We start from the raw sequence: 17,506 nt of genomic DNA on the forward strand, positions 1-17,506 counted from the left end.
TACGAGCCAGACATTTATCTTAATAAATCTGTGAGATTTTACTTTATTCACTCTCCATCACCTTCATCAATTCCTCAATAAATAAAATAGCCGCGCGTTTACGGTAAACACCTTTTTGCCAAAGGATATATGATTGCCGTTTGATATCTTTTGACTCGATAGGGATGGCGGTTACTTTATTCCAGCCTATTATAGCTTTTTCATTCAGGATGGTTGCCCAATGGCCGTTCTCAACCAGGGCCAGTAATGAATGCACATCATTGAGTTCAATTTTAATATTGGGCACTATCTTTTTACGGTTAAACAAATCATTAATAAAATCGCGCGAGCTGAAGCCTTTTCCCGGCAAGATGAGATCGAGTTTGGCAAGCTCTTCCGGGTTTATTTTCTTGAGTTGGGCCAGCGGATTATTTTTTGAAACCACCATTACCACGCTCGAGCTAAACAATTCCTGCATTTCCAGGTCTTCGTCATCACTTTCATTGTGGAAAGCGAGGATCATATCCAGCTCGGCCAGTCGTAGTTTTTTTTCCAATTCTTCCGGGCTGCCATAGGTAATAAAGATTTTGATGCCGGGGTATTTGGTACTGAACGGAGCCAATGCGGGCAACAATAAAGAAGTAAATGCATATGAAACGCCGATGTTGAGCTCGCCGATGGTAGCATTTTGCAATTCACTTATGGCCTGCTTGCTCCGCTGCACATCGTTAAGGATCTTGCGGGCATGAGTTAAAAATATATGACCAGCCTCAGTGATCCGTACATGCTTGCCTATCCTGTCGAACAAAAGCAAGCCCAGCTCCTCTTCAAGCTGCTTTATTTGTTGCGATAGCGTGCTTTGTGTAATGAATACCGCAGCAGCAGCCTCGGTAAAGTTCATGGTTTCGGCAGCCTTAACAAAGTATTGCAGTTGACGTAATTCCACAATCAATCGTTTTTATCTATCAATCCTATTAAAACAATCTATTTTACAAATGTATTGATATGGGCGATATTTGCAGCATAAAACAATTCAATAGTCTTGCATTAAGTACTCCCCTGAATTTGCTTTTGTTATGAATTGAACAAATGAATGTGTTTCGCTCTTTAAAGTACCGTAATTTTAAGCTGTTTTTTTACGGTCAGTCAATATCCCTCATTGGCACATGGATGCAAAAAACAGCAGTGAGCTGGCTTGTTTACCGCCTCACCGGTTCGGCTCTTTTATTAGGGATTGTGAGTTTTGTGAGCCTGATCCCGTCATTAATATTGGCACCCTATGCAGGCAGTATTGTTGACAGGCATAACCGTTACCGCATTTTAGTTATTACCCAGGTAGTATCCATGCTTCAAGCCGGTGCTTTTGCGTTCATGATCTTTTTAAAAATCTATAATATTCCCGCTATTATTGGCCTCAGCCTGTTGCAGGGTATTGTAAATGCCTTCGATGTAACCTGCCGCCAATCATTAATGGTGGATATGGTTGATGACAAGGCTGATTTGCCTAATGCCATCGCTTTAAACTCAACCATGACCAACCTGGCGCGTATTGCAGGCCCGGCAATTGCAGGTATCGTATTAAGTGCTTTTGGTGAGGATGTTTGTTTCTTCGGCAACTTTTTGAGCTATATCCCTGTGCTCACCTGTTTATTTATGATGAAGCTAAACACCATAGTGCCTGTCCGTTCAGAAAAAAGCATCTGGACAGAATTACAGGAAGGTTTCAGATACGTATCCGGCGACAGCGACCTGAGCAGTATGATCCTGATGCTTACCGCAAGCAGCCTGTTTGTGATACCATTTAACACTCTAATGCCGATATTCGCCAAAGATCTTTTTAATGGCGATGCAAAAACCTTCAGCTGGTTTGAGAGCGCAGCTGGTTTAGGGTCGGTAATTAGTGCTGTATATCTGGCTAACCTGAAGAGTAATAAAAACCTTGTAAAGATCATGTCGATAGCAAGTCTTATTTTTGGTACAAGCGTGCTGATGGTGGCCTATGCAGGCAAACTACCTTTTGCTTTAATATTTATGGTATTTACTGGCGTTGGTATGATGGCGCAAACATCGGCCATCAACACCTATATCCAAACCCATGCTATCCCGGCTATGCGGGCAAGGGCCATCAGCTATTATGTGATGGCTTACCAGGGCATGATTCCGGTGGGCAGTTTGATGGCCGGTTGGTTGGCCAATGAACTTGGGCCGCGCAGGGCTGTTTGTATCGAGGGAATTATTGGGGTATTGGCCACTGCATTGTTTGTATTATATAAAAGAAGACAGGCAGCAGGTGAAGCCGTTGAAGGCAAAGCGATGTTCGTTAAGTAAATCTATTTCATCTACCTGTTTAAATAAAGAAGCCCTTTCAAGTTTTGGAAGGGCTTTGTTATGATAAAAATGTCATTGCGAGGAGCAAAACGGGAATGAGCTTAGGCGCGACGTGGCAATCGCATGCTATACAGGGCGACCATGCTTCCGTGCGATTGCTTTGTATCTTATAATGACGTGATTGTAAATCATTGACTATTAAAGGTAAATTTTTGTTTTTAATTATAATGTGGGCGTTGCCTCCGGCCCGGGCTATCCGCTACAAGTCCTCGCCTTGCCCACACACAAGGCCTCCGCACGCTGTGGGCTTTTCGCTACTATCCCTAACGCTGCCTACACACCATAGCTTAAATATATCAAATCGGAGACGTCATTTAATTTTTTTTTCAGGGTTTTCCTGGTGGTTATTCACAATGACGCTTTTTTTTGACCTCCTTTATATTTTACATCTTCAAACCAATCTCCCTTAAGCGTTCATCCAGATACTCACCGGCAGTGATATCAGTATATAATTTAGGATGCTGTTCATCAATGCACGATTCAAGACTGGTCAAATCCATGCCTGATTTTGGGTGAAGGAAAAACGGCACCGAAAAACGGGAGAACTTCATCAACTCGCGTGGCGGGTTCACTACGCGGTGTGTTGTTGATTTTAGCTTGTTGTTGGTTAAGCGCTGCAGCATGTCGCCAACGTTAACTACCAAATCTTCACCATAAGCTTTAACCGGGAACCAGGTATTATCGCGGGTTAACAGTTCAAGACCGTCGGCGCTGGCTCCTATTAACAGGGTGATCAGGTTAATATCTTCGTGGGCTCCGGCACGTACAGCATCATCAGGCACCGAATCAGGATCGGTTATAGGGAAATAATGCAGGGTGCGAAGTATAGAATTACCGTTATGTACTTTATCGTCAAAATAGTTTTCGGGCAATTCGAGGTAAACGGCAATTGCGCGGAGTAAATGTTTACCAGCTGCTTCCAGTTTTTTGTAAACTTCGATGGTGGTTGGGTTAAATTCGGGCAGTTCATTAACGGTTACATTATCCGGGTACTGTGCTTTCAGTACCTCGTCATCAGTTACGGTTTGGCCAATTTGCCAAAATTCTTTCAGGTCGGGGGTTTTAAAACCTTTTGCCGTTTCCTTGCCTTTACCGGTGTACCCGCGCTGGCCTGCTAAGCCCGGGATTTCATATTGCTGTTTTACTGCATCGGGCAGGGCAAACAGCGTTTTAACCTGGTTGTAAAGCCTATCTATCAATTCTTTACTAAGACCGTGATTAGTAATGGTAACAAATCCTGTTTCGTTAAAAGCCTTGCCAATATCGTTCGAAAATTGCTTGCGTTCATCGGCACTGCCGTTTATATAGGTATTCAGGTCCAGGCGTGGAATGTTTACTGTGCTCATAGTTATCGTTTATAAAACAGGTAGCAAAATTATTTAATTTTTAAGCGAGGAATACAAGATAGTGATAAAATTTTATCCCCATAATTACGCTGACCCTGTTCTCATTAACTCTTTAAAACAATTTTTGCTTTAAACGTTTTATACTTCTGCTTGTCATACATTCAACAACACCAATGTGACAGGCCATCTTAAACATACATTATTATGAAATTTATTAATAAAATATGCGGTATTAGCTTAATAGCATTTTTAATAATGCTTGCCGCACCAAACATGAGTAAAGCCCAGGAAGGAGGCTATGTATCCGACCAGGAGTTTTACGACGAACTTGATCCATACGGTACCTGGGTTAACGACCCGCAGTACGGTAACGTTTGGATCCCGGACGCCGGTGACAATTTCAGGCCATATGCTACCCGGGGCCACTGGGTAGTAACCGACTATGGCAATACCTGGGTATCCGATTATGAATGGGGCTGGGCTCCGTTTCATTATGGCCGTTGGCGCTATGATGATTATTATGGATGGGAATGGATTCCAGGCCATGAATGGGCCCCGGCATGGGTAAGCTGGAGGCACGGCGGCGGTTATTACGGCTGGGCGCCTTTACAGCCAGGTATAAGTATCAATATCTCTTTTGGCAATAGTTACAATGTGCCCGACAACTACTGGGTTTGCGCACCACAGGCATATATTACCAGGCCGAATATCTATAATTATTATGTGCCGCAAACACGAGTAGTTAACATTATTCATCAAACAACAATTATTAACAACACTTATGTTAATAACAACCGTACTTATATAACCGGCCCAAGAGTAAATGAGATCAGGCAGGTTACTAACAACCGTAACGTGCGTGTTTACAACATTAACAACGTTAACCGGCCAAACGGCGGCGGCAGGATAGTTAATAATACAGTAAACATTTACCGTCCGGAAGTAAGAAAAGCACCCGATGCACGACCTGCAAGGGTGGTAAACGCTGCGGCTTACAGGCAGCAAAACCCTAATGATGGCATCGCCAACAGACGCGGCGGTAACGCTACTATCAACCCCAATAATGCGGCCCGTCTGCGTCAAATTGCCCGTAACGAAAGACCTGATAACAAAATAGTACAGGTTAACCATCCAGGCCCGGCAGCCCGGCCTAACCCGGAAAATGGAGCTCGCCCAAATCAGCCAAATGCAAGGCCAGGAGACAATCAAGCTCAGCGTCAGCAACAGGCTCAACAACGCCTGCAACAGCAACAAGCACAAAGGCAACAACAGCTTGATCAAAGACAAAATAATCAAACCCAACGCCAGCAGCAACAACAAGCCCAGCGTCAACAACAATTACAGCAAAGGCAGCAAGATCAACGGGTAAAAAGCGAGCAGCAGAACCGTCCGCAGTCCCAGCAGGAACAGCAAGCCCAAAGGCAACAACAAGTACAGCAAAGACAGCAGCAACAGCAAGCTCAAAGAGAGCAGCAGCTACAACAGCGCCAGCAGCAGGAACAGCAGCAGGCTCAACGTCAACAGCAGCAGCAACAACAACGTCAGCAACAAATGCAGGCCCAACGCCAGCAACAGGAACAACAGCGCCAGCAACAAATGCAGACTCAACGTCAGCAGCAGGAACAGCAACGTCAGCAACAAATGCAGGCCCAACGTCAGCAGCAGGAACAACAGCGCCAGCAACAAATGCAGGCCCAACGTCAGCAGCAGGAACAACAGCGCCAGCAACAAATGCAGGCCCAACGTCAGCAACAGGAACAACAGCGCCAGCAACAAATGCAGGCTCAACGTCAACAACAGGAACAGCAACGCCAGCAACAAATGCAGGCTCAACATCAGCAGCAGGAGCAGCAACGCCAGCAACAACAACAGCGTCAGCAACAGCAGCAACAACAACAACGCCAGCAGCAGGAAAGGCGACCTGCAAACCGGTAAAATAAATTTATAACCGCTACAATAAACAGCACGTATAAAGCATTATATACGTGCTGTTTTTATTTATAATCGCTATTATTAACAATGAAGAAATTCCTGCATATTAATTATTTTATCATCGCACTTGTTATCGTACTCAGTTCCACCGTCAGGGCACAGGAAAACGTAAGCAAGTCATCAACCCAAATCAACTTTATTGAAAACTCCTGGACCGAAGCTCTAAAACAGGCTGCCCGTCAAAACAAATATATTTTTGTTGATGCTTATGCCACTTGGTGTGGTCCCTGCAAAATGCTCAAGGCTACCACATTTAAAAACAACAAAGTAGCCGATTTTTACAACGATAATTTTGTAAATGTAGCTATCGACATGGAAAAAGGACAAGGCCCTGCCCTGGCTGCCGAATGGGGACTGCAGGCCTACCCTACCATGATTATATTTACCAGCAAAGGCAAACCCGTATCAGGAACCGTAGGCTATATCAGGGCAAATGACCTCATTAAATTTGGCAGGCAGGCATTGAATAAATAGTTCAATTGAACCTATAAAAAAGACCGGCGCTATAAGCAACCGGTCTTTTTTTTAACTCAATTAACAACTTTATTTAGGTGTAGATAAAAGTACCTACTAATAAAGCCAACACCTGGTCTATAGATAATGGCTCGTCAAAAGCAGCGGTAGCAACGGCTACTGAAGTAGATGTGCCTGATACACCCGGCAATGTGGTGAGATTGACGCCGCCCTGGGTAACGTTTTGTTCGCCATCGTAATTTCCGTTAACCTGCGGTACACCGGTATCGTTGCCTAAAGTAGCGGTACTGGTGATCCACGGGGAAACGCCCAGCAACTGCCGGATAGCCGATGCGTGACGGGCTTCAACCGCATGGATTGATAAAGCCGCGGTCAAAATATCTTTGTTACCCAGCAAGTTAGGTGCCTGGCCTTTATAAGCACGTACACCTGTATCTTCAAAAGCCAATGCTACCTTCAAAAACAAGTTGTAATTGCCAAACAAACCTTTAAAGGGCCCCTCACCTGTGCCGCCGCCTGCTGTAAAATCAAACTTGGGCGAAGTAACCGGCGTACCGCCCGAAGCTGTAATAGCTGATTTCAGGAAGGCCACGTGTTGGTTTTCGTCTTCTTTTACTGCGTTGATATAAGAGGCGCCTGCAGCAGGGATCAAACCTACTGAGGCAGCACCTGTATTATAAAATGACGACTCAAGATATTCAAGTGTTAAAGCATAATTTAAAACCTCAATCACTGTTGGAGCAGCAGCAGCCCCGTACGCCTTTTTGAGCATGGTACCCATGGCAAACGGCACAGCGGCCATAGCCACTTTTGAACCGAAGCTGGTTATATTTTTGATAGCTGCACGACGCGGATTAAGCCTGTCGTTCAGTTCGGGATCAAATTTTTCTATCTCGTCTATTATATTAAATAAATTCATGGCGATGTGTGATTAAGCTGTGTAACTATAATTGGATGCACTCACTTTAGTTTTGAGGTAGGTGTTTGCGATAGGCAATACCTCGGCAATGGTAGCTGATTTATTCAAACCGTTGCTGTCTACCTGGTCATCAGCAGCAAATGACCCTGCAACAAGCATATTGCTAATCAATGCAGCGTGCCTTGCCTCAACCGATACAATTTTACCCGCAATGGTTAAATAACCGGCATCCTGAATCAGGTAACCGGCACCATCATAAGCTTTAACACCGGTATCTTCAAATGCTTTAGCTGCACCAAGCACTGCAGATTTTTTGGTAAAATCGATAGTGCTGAAATCAACAGTAAGCGCCGGGATTGCGTTACCGCCCAAAGCAGCTTTGAAAAATTCGCGGTGTAGCACCTCATGATCACGAATACTTGTGAAAAGCGCTTTTTCATCGGCAGTCATGCCCGAATATGGCGTGGTAATTACCTGGATATAAAATGCGGCTTCCAGTTGCTCAAGCGCGTAAGCGTAGTTAAGGATCGCAAGATCGCCTTTGGCACCGATATCAATGCCCCCGCCAACAATTACCTTGTGGTCTTTGTGACAAGCTGCTGTAGCTAAGAGTCCGGCTGATGCCACGCCTAACCCCGCATAGCGTAAAAATGACCTCCTGGCCATATTTGCTCCGCCTATGCTTTCCTGTTCAGATGTTTTCATAGAGTTCGATTTTTAATGCTATAATTAGTTATCTTGTAGATGGATATACGCCCGTAATAACCCGCCGGATTTCAATTTGCGATAATTAAGCTACTCTTAATTGGAGTGTTTAACTGCGGGTAAAACCTATGGCTCTATTTACAGTTAAAAAGACCTCCCCAAAATTCGGAATAATAAAAAAGGCCGAAACGCTCTCGCAGCTTTTCGGCCCTACATCTACCTATGAAAACAACCCTTTGAGAAGGGTATTAATACTTATCCAAACCTGGTGCCAAATCCTAAAACCGCTTTTAAACTTCTATAAATAAGCTTTTGAAGCTAACAGATATCCCCGTGTGGAAAGCAATCCCAAAATCGGGAATTATAAGCTACTATCATTAACCATTCTTAATTAAAAAGCAATCAGATCATAGAGAGAGATTGAAATTTCCGCTAAATAAAAAAGGCCGGACAACTCTCGCAGTTATTCCGGCCCTACATCTACCTATGAAAAACAACCCTTTGAGAAGGGTATTAAACTATATTCAAACCTGATGCCAATGTTTAAAAATGGCTTTAAATGCCTAATTGGCAGCTTTTTAAAACACAAACACTTCTCAATGTGTAGAAATGACACCCAAAACCGGGAATTAATTTCCCATTGGTTAATTTCGACAGGCTACATTTTAATCATCAGGCAACATAACGCCGTAATAAAAAAGGCCGGACAACTCTCGCAGTTGATCCGGCCCTACATCTACCTATGAAAAACAACCCTTTTTAGTAAGGGTATTAACTTTAATTCAAACCGGGTGCCAAATACCAAAACGCCTTTCCAGTATCCTAAACGCACTTTCAAAGGCCTAATGAATATAAAGTGTGTAAATACTTTCCGGGAATAGTGGTATAATTTTCCCAAAAGTTAAAACTTGACCGGCTAAACTACCTTGCCTGTCATCACATGCCTGGATGACATATCCAGTTATATAAACCTGCTTTGGAGAGGAAACCGGCATTAAACATTTGATAATAAAAAAGGTCGAAATACTCTCGCAGTATTTCGACCCTACATCTACCTATGAAAAACAACCCTTTGAGAAGGGTAATAACATTTATTCAAACGAAATGCCAATTAATAAACATGCACCTATATGCCTTAAAAACAGGTTTTTAATATTACTTAAATATTAAACTGTAGATTTTTTCCCCAAACGAGGGTGCTATTTCCACACCCAGGGGAAACGATTAAAAAGTCAAACAATTTTTAACATAAATGCTTAATCAGGAAACCATCCCATATAAACTTTGTTAAACCGATTATGGACTATAATGTATATTTACTGGCAACCGATCCTCAAAACCCCTGCAGGGATGTGATCCACTCCAGGGATACACGCCTCAAGGTAAAAGTTTACTGCCTTGATGAAGAACAATTTAGTCCAGATGACAACGAAATTCAGCTTTACGGCTACGCCGACCAGAAGCTTTACGCTTTTGAAACGGTTAGCGTGGCTGCCGAAGACGCGCTGGATTTGGTAGGCGCCATACAATGGTATGCCCACTACATCGAATTTCCGGAAATGGAAATTCTTCCGGAAGACCCCCGCCCGCGTGCCCAGTACAGGGATGTGAAGTAAATTATTAAAATACATCTCATTAAAAATCAACACATTACAAAAAATGCAAAATATTTTTTGAAGAATAAACATCAAGCCCTATATTTGCAGTCCCAAAAGCAAGGGAGCTTAGCTCAGCTGGTTCAGAGCATCTGCCTTACAAGCAGAGGGTCACTGGTTCGAACCCAGTAGCTCCCACTAAAAGCCTGACAGCAATGTTGGGCTTTTTTATACTTGCAATCTTCGCTAAATACTTCACAAAAGTATTTGCATTATACGGCAAAGTGATTTAACTTCGCCGCTCGGTTTTACCAAAACGATGGTAAAATTAAAAACAAAGGGAGCTTAGCTCAGCTGGTTCAGAGCATCTGCCTTACAAGCAGAGGGTCACTGGTTCGAACCCAGTAGTTCCCACAATAAAAAAGCCCTGCAAATCGCAAGGCTTTTTTATATCAGCCTTTAAAGTCTTTCAAACTCATTATTATCGCAATACGCTTTGAGTTAATCCCCCTTGAAACTAACCACAAAAGCTTTAACCGCATCAGCAGTGGTTTGAAAGAACGCCGGCCCTGCAAGCAGCGTTATTTGAGTAACAGGCTTAGCGGAACTCAGCGAATGGCTTTTCAAAAAAGCCTCGGTTTCATAGGCGCTTATAGCACCTTTAATAACATTGACAGCAACAACGCCTGTAGGTGAATCAATACCAGCATCCTTTAAATCGCTGGCATGCGAGTAACTGCTTACCCCCAACCTTAAAGCTTCGCGCATTTCCACACGGCCAACGCTGATCATTAATTCGGGATTAAAGGACTTTCGGTCGCCAAGCCCTATGATCAGCAACTTTCCGGCAGGCAAGCTGCCAACTGACGGTGTAATGAGCATTGTTTCCAGGGCCCTGCCTTCAAACCGGCCGCTTTTACGCAATTCGGTGAGTATCCCTTTTAAGGCCTCATCTACATGTACAAGGCCGTTAAGATTACGTGGCAATGCGGGCGGCGAATTAAAAATATCGCCCTCTGTGTATTCAAAAACACAAATTACCTGAAGTGGTGTTTGCTGATTAGAGGGTGATTGAACGGCAGTTGATATTGTTATACCGTCTATTTGGCCAATTGTTACCGATGTACCGGAAGCGGGTAAAGTTGACGCTTGTGTTTGTGCCCAACCTTTTGTAAAGCCTACTAAGCTGATGATTGCCATTGCAAACATCAGCTTTAACAAGCCCGTATGCGATTTTATAGCTACTTTCTTGATTATTGTAATATTGTGTTCCATGGATGACGATGTTCAAATTGATATTATTTATCTCTCTTACTAATACATCAAAAGTGGAGGAAATTGAAAAACAAAAAGATGACGTAGATTAAGAAATAAAAAATCATCTTAAAAGCTAAATAAATCTAAACGCGATTCCACCATATCATATATGAGGCACAACCGAAATGTTAAGCATTTTTTGTTCTTTTGCTTTAGCCTATGCAAACGTTAAAACAGTTAAAAAACGGAGAATTAAAAGGAGCAGTATCGCTTAAACTATCAGAAAATCTTTCCCACTTTCCTGTTGAAATTTTTGAACTGGCAGATACACTGGAATATCTTGATCTTTCATTCAATAAACTGGACGCATTACCGTCAGATTTTGGCCGGCTCAAAAAACTGAAGATCTTTTTCTGCTCAGAAAACCAATTCACTGTTTTGCCGGAAGTATTGTCCGATTGTCCGTTGTTGGATATTGTTGGCTTTAAATCAAACCAGATAAAAACCGTACCGCCGGCATCGCTTAATCCTAATCTTCGCTGGCTCATCCTCACCAACAACAAGGTTACCGAATTACCTGCCGAAACAGGCAGTTGCAGCAGGATGCAGAAACTAATGCTTGCAGGCAACAGACTAACAAAACTGCCGGCTACACTTGCTGGCTGCCGTAACCTGGAGTTACTCCGGATTTCCGCCAATCAACTAAGTGAATTTCCCGGATGGCTCTTATCTATGCCCAAACTATCATGGCTGGCTTTTTCGGGTAATCCTATCAGCTATAAACCAACTGTACATTCACTTACAGCAATTGATAGCAGCGAATTGGAAATTAACCAATTGCTCGGCGAAGGCGCATCCGGTGTTATCTCCAAAGCTACCTGGCGGCATGCCGGTGAAACCACTGAGGTTGCGGTTAAAATATTCAAAGGAGCAATTACCAGCGATGGCCTGCCCGAAGATGAGATGAACGCCTGTATTACCGCAGGCAACCATGAGGGATTGGTAGAATTAATAGGCCAAATCGCCAATCATCCCGAAAATAAAAAAGGACTGGTGATGAAACTCATACCAGAGAGTTTTTACAATCTCGGCCAGCCTCCCAGCCTTGTTAGCTGCACGCGTGATGTTTTTAAGCCTGATCTGACTCTGACACCCGAACAGGCACTAAAAATTGCAGGCACCATTGCATCAGTAGCGGAGCATCTGCACTACAAGGGGATTATGCACAGCGACCTGTATGCACACAATATTTTGATTGATGATGAAGCCAACACACTGTTCAGTGATTTCGGGGCAGCCTGCTTTTATGATAAAGCCAATACAACAATAGCCAACAAACTTGAACGGCTTGAAGTAAGGGCTTTTGGCTATTTATTAGACGACCTGGCAAGGCTATGCAATGATACAGAACATCCTGATCTTAAAAAGTTATTAGTTTTGAAAGAAAGCTGCCTTAGCGAACAATTAACAAACAGACCCACATTTCAATATTTAAACGCAAAATTTTCCGGATTAAAATAGTCAGCCAAACCTGCCGTATTCATCCGGAACGCTACAGCGAAGTTCATTTCTCTGACGACCTGTTTTATTTTGGAAAAACGAGTTACCTGCCCGCAATATTTTTAATTTTTTAGAAAAATTTAAACAAAAAACGATAGTTTTTGATAATCCGTCGATTCATTTAATCTATTCGCCGGTTTTTTTTTGATTTTAATAATTCTTATAGTAGATTTGTAACTATTTCAATACAAGGTTACCACCTTGATTTGTGATAAGGTTTAGGTTTAAAGCCTCCAAGCAGCGAGTGCAAGGAGGCTTTTATTTTTTACCCTTATCCATAACGCATCAACTAAAATTTTAGTATATAAAAAAGTCCTGAGTCGAAAGTATTTAGCACCGATGTTGGTGTTGTCAAAAACATCTTTGTCCATTTGTCTTTTTAATGGAGAACTACGCCACAAGCATGGCGTAAAGACGTTGGTGATAATACCAACATCGGCAAGAGCCAACCAACCGTGAGATCAGCGATTTATGATTAAATACGGTGGCGGTTCCGGTTGAGCAATGCTGCACTGCCTATCCAACTTTGAACTTAAGACTTACGACCAACAACTCAGTACCTAAGGCTTACTTATTTTCCTTCACCACGTCAATAAGCCAGGTCACCAGGCCGATAAAGCCGGCAATAAATAAACCAGCTCCCGCACCGCGCGCATAATCATCCCATTTTTCGTTGGGGCCGCTGGGAATGGCCATCCCTGCCGAAAACAGGATTATCCCGATTAATAAAAGATAAACAGAGCGTTTTGCTTTATTTTTCATCGGCGTAAATTAAAAAAATCATTTTTAAATTCTGTATTTTTGCAACCTCTTAAAAACGAGGTGAAATTATAGATGTACAAGGAATATAAGCAGTTAAACTTATCGCAAACCGGCAAAGAGATACTGGACTTCTGGAAACAGAAAAACATTTTCGAAAAAAGCATTACCAGCCGTCCGGCGGGTAGCCCTTATACTTTTTATGAAGGGCCACCGAGCGCTAATGGTATGCCCGGGATTCACCACGTAATGTCGCGCTCAATTAAAGATATTTTTTGCCGCTACAAAACCCTTAAAGGCTACCAGGTAAAACGTAAAGGCGGCTGGGATACCCACGGTTTGCCTATTGAGCTTGCCGTTGAAAAGGCCCTGGGCATCACTAAAGATGATATCGGCAAAAAAATAAGCGTAAAAGATTATAACGATGCCTGCCGTAAGGAGGTAATGCGCTATACCGACGTTTGGAACGACCTGACCGAGAAAATGGGTTACTGGGTCGACCTGAACGATCCGTACATCACTTACAAAAACGAATACATTGAAAGCCTTTGGTGGATTCTTAAACAGCTGCACAATAAAGATCTGCTGTATAAAGGTTACACCGTACAGCCATACTCTCCAAAATCAGGTACCGGCCTTAGCTCACACGAGCTTAACCAGCCGGGCACCTACAAAATGGTGAAGGATACCACCATCACCGCCCAGTTTAAAGTTAAACGCGATAGTGATTCGGAGTTTTTGTTCAACGGAATAGATACCGATGTATTTATTCTGGCCTGGACAACTACCCCGTGGACATTGCCTTCAAACTGTGCCCTTGCTGTTGGCGAAGAAATCACTTATGCTAAGATCAGCACCTTCAACCCTTACACTTACCTGCCGGTTTGTGTAGTTTTGGCTAAAGACCTGATTAAGAAATACTTTAAAGCTGAAGGTGAGAACGCTTCGTTCGCTGATTACAAAGGTGGTGATAAGATCATCCCATGGAAAATTGAGGCAGAAGTAAAAGGCAGTCAACTGGTGGGCATCCACTACGAGCAGTTGATGCCTTATGTAACTAACGAGGATCTGGAAAAAAACGCTTTCCGTGTTATCCCAGCCGACTTTGTTACTACCGAAGATGGTACTGGTATAGTACATACCGCATCTGTTTTTGGTGCTGATGACTTCAGGGCCTGTAAAGAAAACAATGTTCCATCGGTAATGGTTAAAGACGAAACCGGTAAAGATGTTCCGTTGGTAAACAAACAAGGCCGTTTTGTTGATGAGGTTACCGATTACGCCGGCCGTTACGTTAAGGAAGAATATTATACCGACGCCGAGCGTGCCGAAGAAGGTTTTAAACCGACCGACGTACTCATCTCTATCAAATTAAAAACCGAGAACCGCGCGTTCGACGTTAAGAAATACGAACACAGCTACCCGCACTCATGGCGTAGCGACGAGCCGATACTATATTATCCGCTCGATAGCTGGTTTATCCGCACCACAGCGGTGAAGGATAAAATGGTGGAGCTGAACAAAACTATCAACTGGAAACCGGAATCAACCGGTACAGGCCGTTTTGGTAACTGGCTGGAAAATTTGGTGGACTGGAACCTATCGCGTTCACGCTACTGGGGCACCCCGCTGCCTATCTGGCGCGAGGAAAATGGAGCTGAGGAGATCTGCATAGGTTCAATTGCAGAGCTTAATGCAGAGATCGCGAAATCGATCAAAGCAGGTTTCATGCCCGAAGATTTTGTACTGGAAGACATGCACCGCCCTTATGTTGATGATGTTGTTTTAGTATCATCAACCGGCAATAAAATGCTGCGCGAGCCCGACCTGATCGACGTTTGGTTTGACTCGGGCGCTATGCCTTACGCACAATGGCATTTCCCATTTGAAGGCCAGGAGGAATTTAAGAATGCTTACCCGGCAGATTTCATTGCCGAGGGCGTTGACCAAACCCGCGGCTGGTTCTTTACCCTGCATGCCATAGCGGTAATGCTAAGCGAAGCAAGTGATGAGGTGAAAGCCATCAATGAGCAGGTAGGTAATAAAGGCATCGCCTTTAAAAACGTGGTATCCAATGGTTTGGTGCTGGATAAAAACGGCAACAAAATGTCTAAACGATTAGGCAATGCCGCTGATCCCTTCGAAACCATCGAAAAATATGGCGCTGATGCCGCCCGCTGGTATATGATCAGCAATGCATCGCCTTGGGATAACCTTAAATTTAATGAAGAGGGGATAGATGAAGTTAGGCGTAAGTTTTTTGGCACGCTGTACAATACCTACTCGTTCTTTACATTATATGCCAATATTGATAAATTCACATACAGTGAACCAGAGATAGAGAACCGCAAACGCCCGGAGATAGACCGTTGGATCATATCCCTGTTAAACACTTTAAGCAAAGAGGTTGACGGTTATTATGCCGATTTTGAGCCAACCAAGGCGGCCCGTGCTATCCAGGAATTTGTTGACGTGCATTTCAGTAACTGGTTTATCCGTTTAAGCCGCCGCCGTTTCTGGAAATCTGATAACACAGAAGATAAACTTTCGGCTTATCAAACTTTATATACCTGTTTAATTTCTATCAGCAAACTGATGTCTCCAATTGCGCCATTCTTTGCCGATAGGTTATATTGTGACCTGAACGCTGTTACCCGCAAGGAAGAGTTTGAATCGGTACACCTTGCTTACTTCCCCGAGTACAACAGCGCACTGGTTGATGCCGAACTGGAAGAGCGTATGCAACTTGCACAGGATATTTCGTCGTTAGCGCTTTCGTTACGTAAAAAGGTGAATATCAACGTGCGCCAGCCATTGAGCAAAATTTTATTGCCAATACTGGATAAAAGCTTTAAATTACACGTTGAGGAGGTTAAAGACCTGATTTTGTCTGAAACCAACATTAAGGATATCGAGTATATTACCGATACCGCAGGTTTCATTAAAAAGAAAATAAAGCCAAACTTCAAGGCCTTAGGCCAAAAAGTTGGTAAGGATATGAAAGTTGTAGCCGAAGCCATCACAAATTTCTCCCAGGATGATATAGCCGCTTTAGAAGCCAATGGCAACATCCCGGTCCTTGATGGCAAATACGAAGTATTGGCTACCGATGTAGAGATTATAGCCGAAGATGTACCCGGATGGCAGGTAGCAAATCTGGGAAAACTAACCGTGGCTTTAGATGTTACCATAACCAATGAATTAAAACAGGAAGGTATCTCGCGCGAGTTTATCAACCGTGTGCAGAATATACGTAAGACCAAAGGATTTGAAGTAACTGACAGGATAAACGTGCAGGTAAGCAGCACCCCGGCGATCAGAGAGGCCGTGGAAAACAATCTATCCTACATTTGCGCCGAAATTTTGGCCGACAGCATTACGTTTGTGGATAACCTTACCGGGGGCGAGCCTGTTACAATTGACGAACAAGAAATATTGATTGCTATTAGTAAAGTATAATGAAACAAGAACAAGAAAAAACCAGATATTCTGAAGCTGACCTGCAGGAATTTAAAGGGATTATCCTGGATAAAATGCGCATAGCCCGCGAGGAATTAAACTCATTGGCTACCTCATTGAGTTCGCCTAATGCCAACGGCACCGATGATACTGCCGGTACTTACAAAACATTAGAAGATGGTTCGGCCACGCTTGAAAAAGAGCAGATAAACCAATTGGCCGCCCGTCAAAAAAAGTTTATTGAGCAGCTTGAAGCCGCGCTTGTACGTATTGAAAATAAAACTTACGGTGTTTGCCGCGAAACAGGCAAGCTGATCCCGAAAGAGCGTTTACGTGCTGTTCCGCACACAACCCTCTCTATGGAAGCTAAATTAAAGCAATAAATGAAGGCTGCTTATACCAAACCTTTTTTAACTGCTGCCTTCATCATCCTTGCCGACCAGATCATCAAGACCTGGGTACGTGCACACATGCAGCTCCAGGACGAAATTCGCTTCCTGGGAAGCAGGGGAATGCTGCATTACACCGAAAATAACGGTATGGCATTTGGTATGGAGTGGGGCGGCGATGCGGGCAAACTGGCTTTAACGCTGTTTCGCATAGTTGCGGTTTGCGGTATAATTTACACCCTTATTTATTTAATTAAACACAAATACCATCGCGGGCTCATCATGAACGTAGCGCTCATTTTAGCCGGCGCCATGGGCAATATTATCGATTCAACCTTTTATGGTATAATGTATAAATATGCCCCTTTATTTCATGGCCGTGTGGTTGATATGTTTTACTTTCCGCTATTGCGTGGCACCTATCCGTCATGGTTCCCGTTTTGGGCAGGCGAATCGTTCGAGTTTTTCAGGCCGGTTTTTAACCTGGCCGATGCCTCTATCTGTGTAGGCGTAATTATGGTCCTCTTATACCAGAAACGCTATTTTAAACACGAAAAACCAGAAGTAGCCAGCCCCAACAGCGAAATGGTTGAAGAATAGAATTATTAAATACTTAATATATCAAAAGCCGCGATGAGCGGCTTTTTTCGGCTCATCGCCTGTCGCCCAGGGTTAGTCGAAGGG

At 43.5% G+C, this 17,506-nt stretch carries 14 protein-coding genes and 2 tRNA genes; 10 read left to right on the forward strand and 6 right to left on the reverse strand.

The features are described from left to right. Window positions 1–43: 43 nt before the first annotated feature. On the reverse strand, window positions 44–925 hold the full coding sequence (locus tag J3L18_RS23415) for a LysR substrate-binding domain-containing protein (RefSeq protein WP_129569543.1): 882 nt from the start codon (window positions 923–925) through the stop codon (window positions 44–46). A 143-nt stretch (window positions 926–1,068) separates the two neighbouring features. Here J3L18_RS23415 and J3L18_RS23420 point away from each other — a divergent pair, with 143 nt between their 5' ends. Further along, window positions 1,069–2,307 carry an MFS transporter gene (locus J3L18_RS23420; RefSeq protein WP_189549224.1) on the forward strand — a complete coding sequence of 413 codons (1,239 nt, stop codon included), beginning with the start codon at window positions 1,069–1,071 and terminating at the stop codon, window positions 2,305–2,307. A gap of 443 nt (window positions 2,308–2,750) precedes the next feature. Here the strand turns inward: J3L18_RS23420 and J3L18_RS23425 are convergent, their stop codons facing one another. Continuing rightward, a complete protein-coding gene (locus J3L18_RS23425) occupies window positions 2,751–3,713 on the reverse strand; it encodes an isopenicillin N synthase family dioxygenase (protein ID WP_129569542.1) in 963 nt (320 codons plus the stop codon). Window positions 3,714–3,917: 204 nt separating this feature from the next. Here J3L18_RS23425 and J3L18_RS23430 point away from each other — a divergent pair, with 204 nt between their 5' ends. After that, on the forward strand, window positions 3,918–5,648 hold the full coding sequence (locus J3L18_RS23430) for a DUF6600 domain-containing protein (RefSeq protein WP_208102395.1): 1,731 nt from the start codon (window positions 3,918–3,920) through the stop codon (window positions 5,646–5,648). An 84-nt stretch (window positions 5,649–5,732) separates the two neighbouring features. After that, window positions 5,733–6,179, forward strand: a complete 447-nt coding sequence (locus J3L18_RS23435) for a thioredoxin family protein (protein ID WP_091173590.1) — start codon at window positions 5,733–5,735, stop codon at window positions 6,177–6,179. Between the two features lie 73 nt (window positions 6,180–6,252). Here the strand turns inward: J3L18_RS23435 and J3L18_RS23440 are convergent, their stop codons facing one another. Both J3L18_RS23440 and J3L18_RS23445 read right to left on the reverse strand, forming a co-directional pair. Continuing rightward, window positions 6,253–7,098, reverse strand: coding sequence for a ferritin-like domain-containing protein (locus J3L18_RS23440; RefSeq protein WP_129569540.1), 846 nt, complete (start codon window positions 7,096–7,098; stop codon window positions 6,253–6,255). A gap of 12 nt (window positions 7,099–7,110) precedes the next feature. Beyond that, entirely contained in the window at window positions 7,111–7,803 is a 693-nt protein-coding gene (locus J3L18_RS23445) for a ferritin-like domain-containing protein (RefSeq protein ID WP_129569539.1), read from the reverse strand. Between the two features lie 1,298 nt (window positions 7,804–9,101). On the opposite strand from J3L18_RS23445, the gene J3L18_RS23450 reads away from it, so the two are divergent. From J3L18_RS23450 to J3L18_RS23460, 3 genes are all read left to right on the forward strand, one after another. Then, a complete protein-coding gene (locus J3L18_RS23450; protein WP_090535036.1) occupies window positions 9,102–9,419 on the forward strand; it encodes a hypothetical protein in 318 nt (105 codons plus the stop codon). A gap of 102 nt (window positions 9,420–9,521) precedes the next feature. Next, a tRNA-Val gene (locus J3L18_RS23455) sits at window positions 9,522–9,596 on the forward strand. A 141-nt stretch (window positions 9,597–9,737) separates the two neighbouring features. Next, window positions 9,738–9,812 (forward strand) — tRNA-Val (locus J3L18_RS23460). Between the two features lie 87 nt (window positions 9,813–9,899). Here J3L18_RS23460 and J3L18_RS23465 read toward each other — a convergent pair. Next, on the reverse strand, window positions 9,900–10,673 hold the full coding sequence (locus tag J3L18_RS23465; protein WP_223266221.1) for a M17 family peptidase N-terminal domain-containing protein: 774 nt from the start codon (window positions 10,671–10,673) through the stop codon (window positions 9,900–9,902). Window positions 10,674–10,874: 201 nt separating this feature from the next. Here J3L18_RS23465 and J3L18_RS23470 point away from each other — a divergent pair, with 201 nt between their 5' ends. After that, window positions 10,875–12,176 (forward strand): leucine-rich repeat-containing protein kinase family protein, encoded by a 1,302-nt coding sequence (locus J3L18_RS23470; protein ID WP_129570457.1) that lies wholly within the window; start codon window positions 10,875–10,877, stop codon window positions 12,174–12,176. A gap of 606 nt (window positions 12,177–12,782) precedes the next feature. On the opposite strand, the gene J3L18_RS23475 is transcribed toward J3L18_RS23470, so the two are convergent. Then, the gene (locus tag J3L18_RS23475) at window positions 12,783–12,977 is read right to left on the reverse strand and encodes a hypothetical protein (protein ID WP_091173572.1); all 195 of its coding nucleotides are present in this window, start codon (window positions 12,975–12,977) and stop codon (window positions 12,783–12,785) included. Window positions 12,978–13,049: 72 nt separating this feature from the next. Here J3L18_RS23475 and ileS point away from each other — a divergent pair, with 72 nt between their 5' ends. From ileS to J3L18_RS23490, 3 genes are read left to right on the forward strand one after another with little or no spacing between them, the layout of a single operon-like run. Continuing rightward, window positions 13,050–16,433, forward strand: coding sequence for an isoleucine--tRNA ligase (gene ileS, locus J3L18_RS23480; RefSeq protein WP_129570456.1), 3,384 nt, complete (start codon window positions 13,050–13,052; stop codon window positions 16,431–16,433). Then, complete coding sequence (locus J3L18_RS23485) at window positions 16,433–16,816, forward strand: TraR/DksA family transcriptional regulator (RefSeq protein ID WP_090533802.1); 384 nt, start codon at window positions 16,433–16,435, stop codon at window positions 16,814–16,816. The genes ileS and J3L18_RS23485 overlap by 1 nt, the downstream gene beginning before the upstream one ends. Next, window positions 16,817–17,422, forward strand: coding sequence for a lipoprotein signal peptidase (locus tag J3L18_RS23490; protein ID WP_129570455.1), 606 nt, complete (start codon window positions 16,817–16,819; stop codon window positions 17,420–17,422). It begins immediately after the preceding gene. Window positions 17,423–17,506: the final 84 nt, after the last annotated feature.

This window comes from Mucilaginibacter gossypii, assembly GCF_017569325.2.
GTDB lineage: Bacteria > Bacteroidota > Bacteroidia > Sphingobacteriales > Sphingobacteriaceae > Mucilaginibacter > Mucilaginibacter gossypii.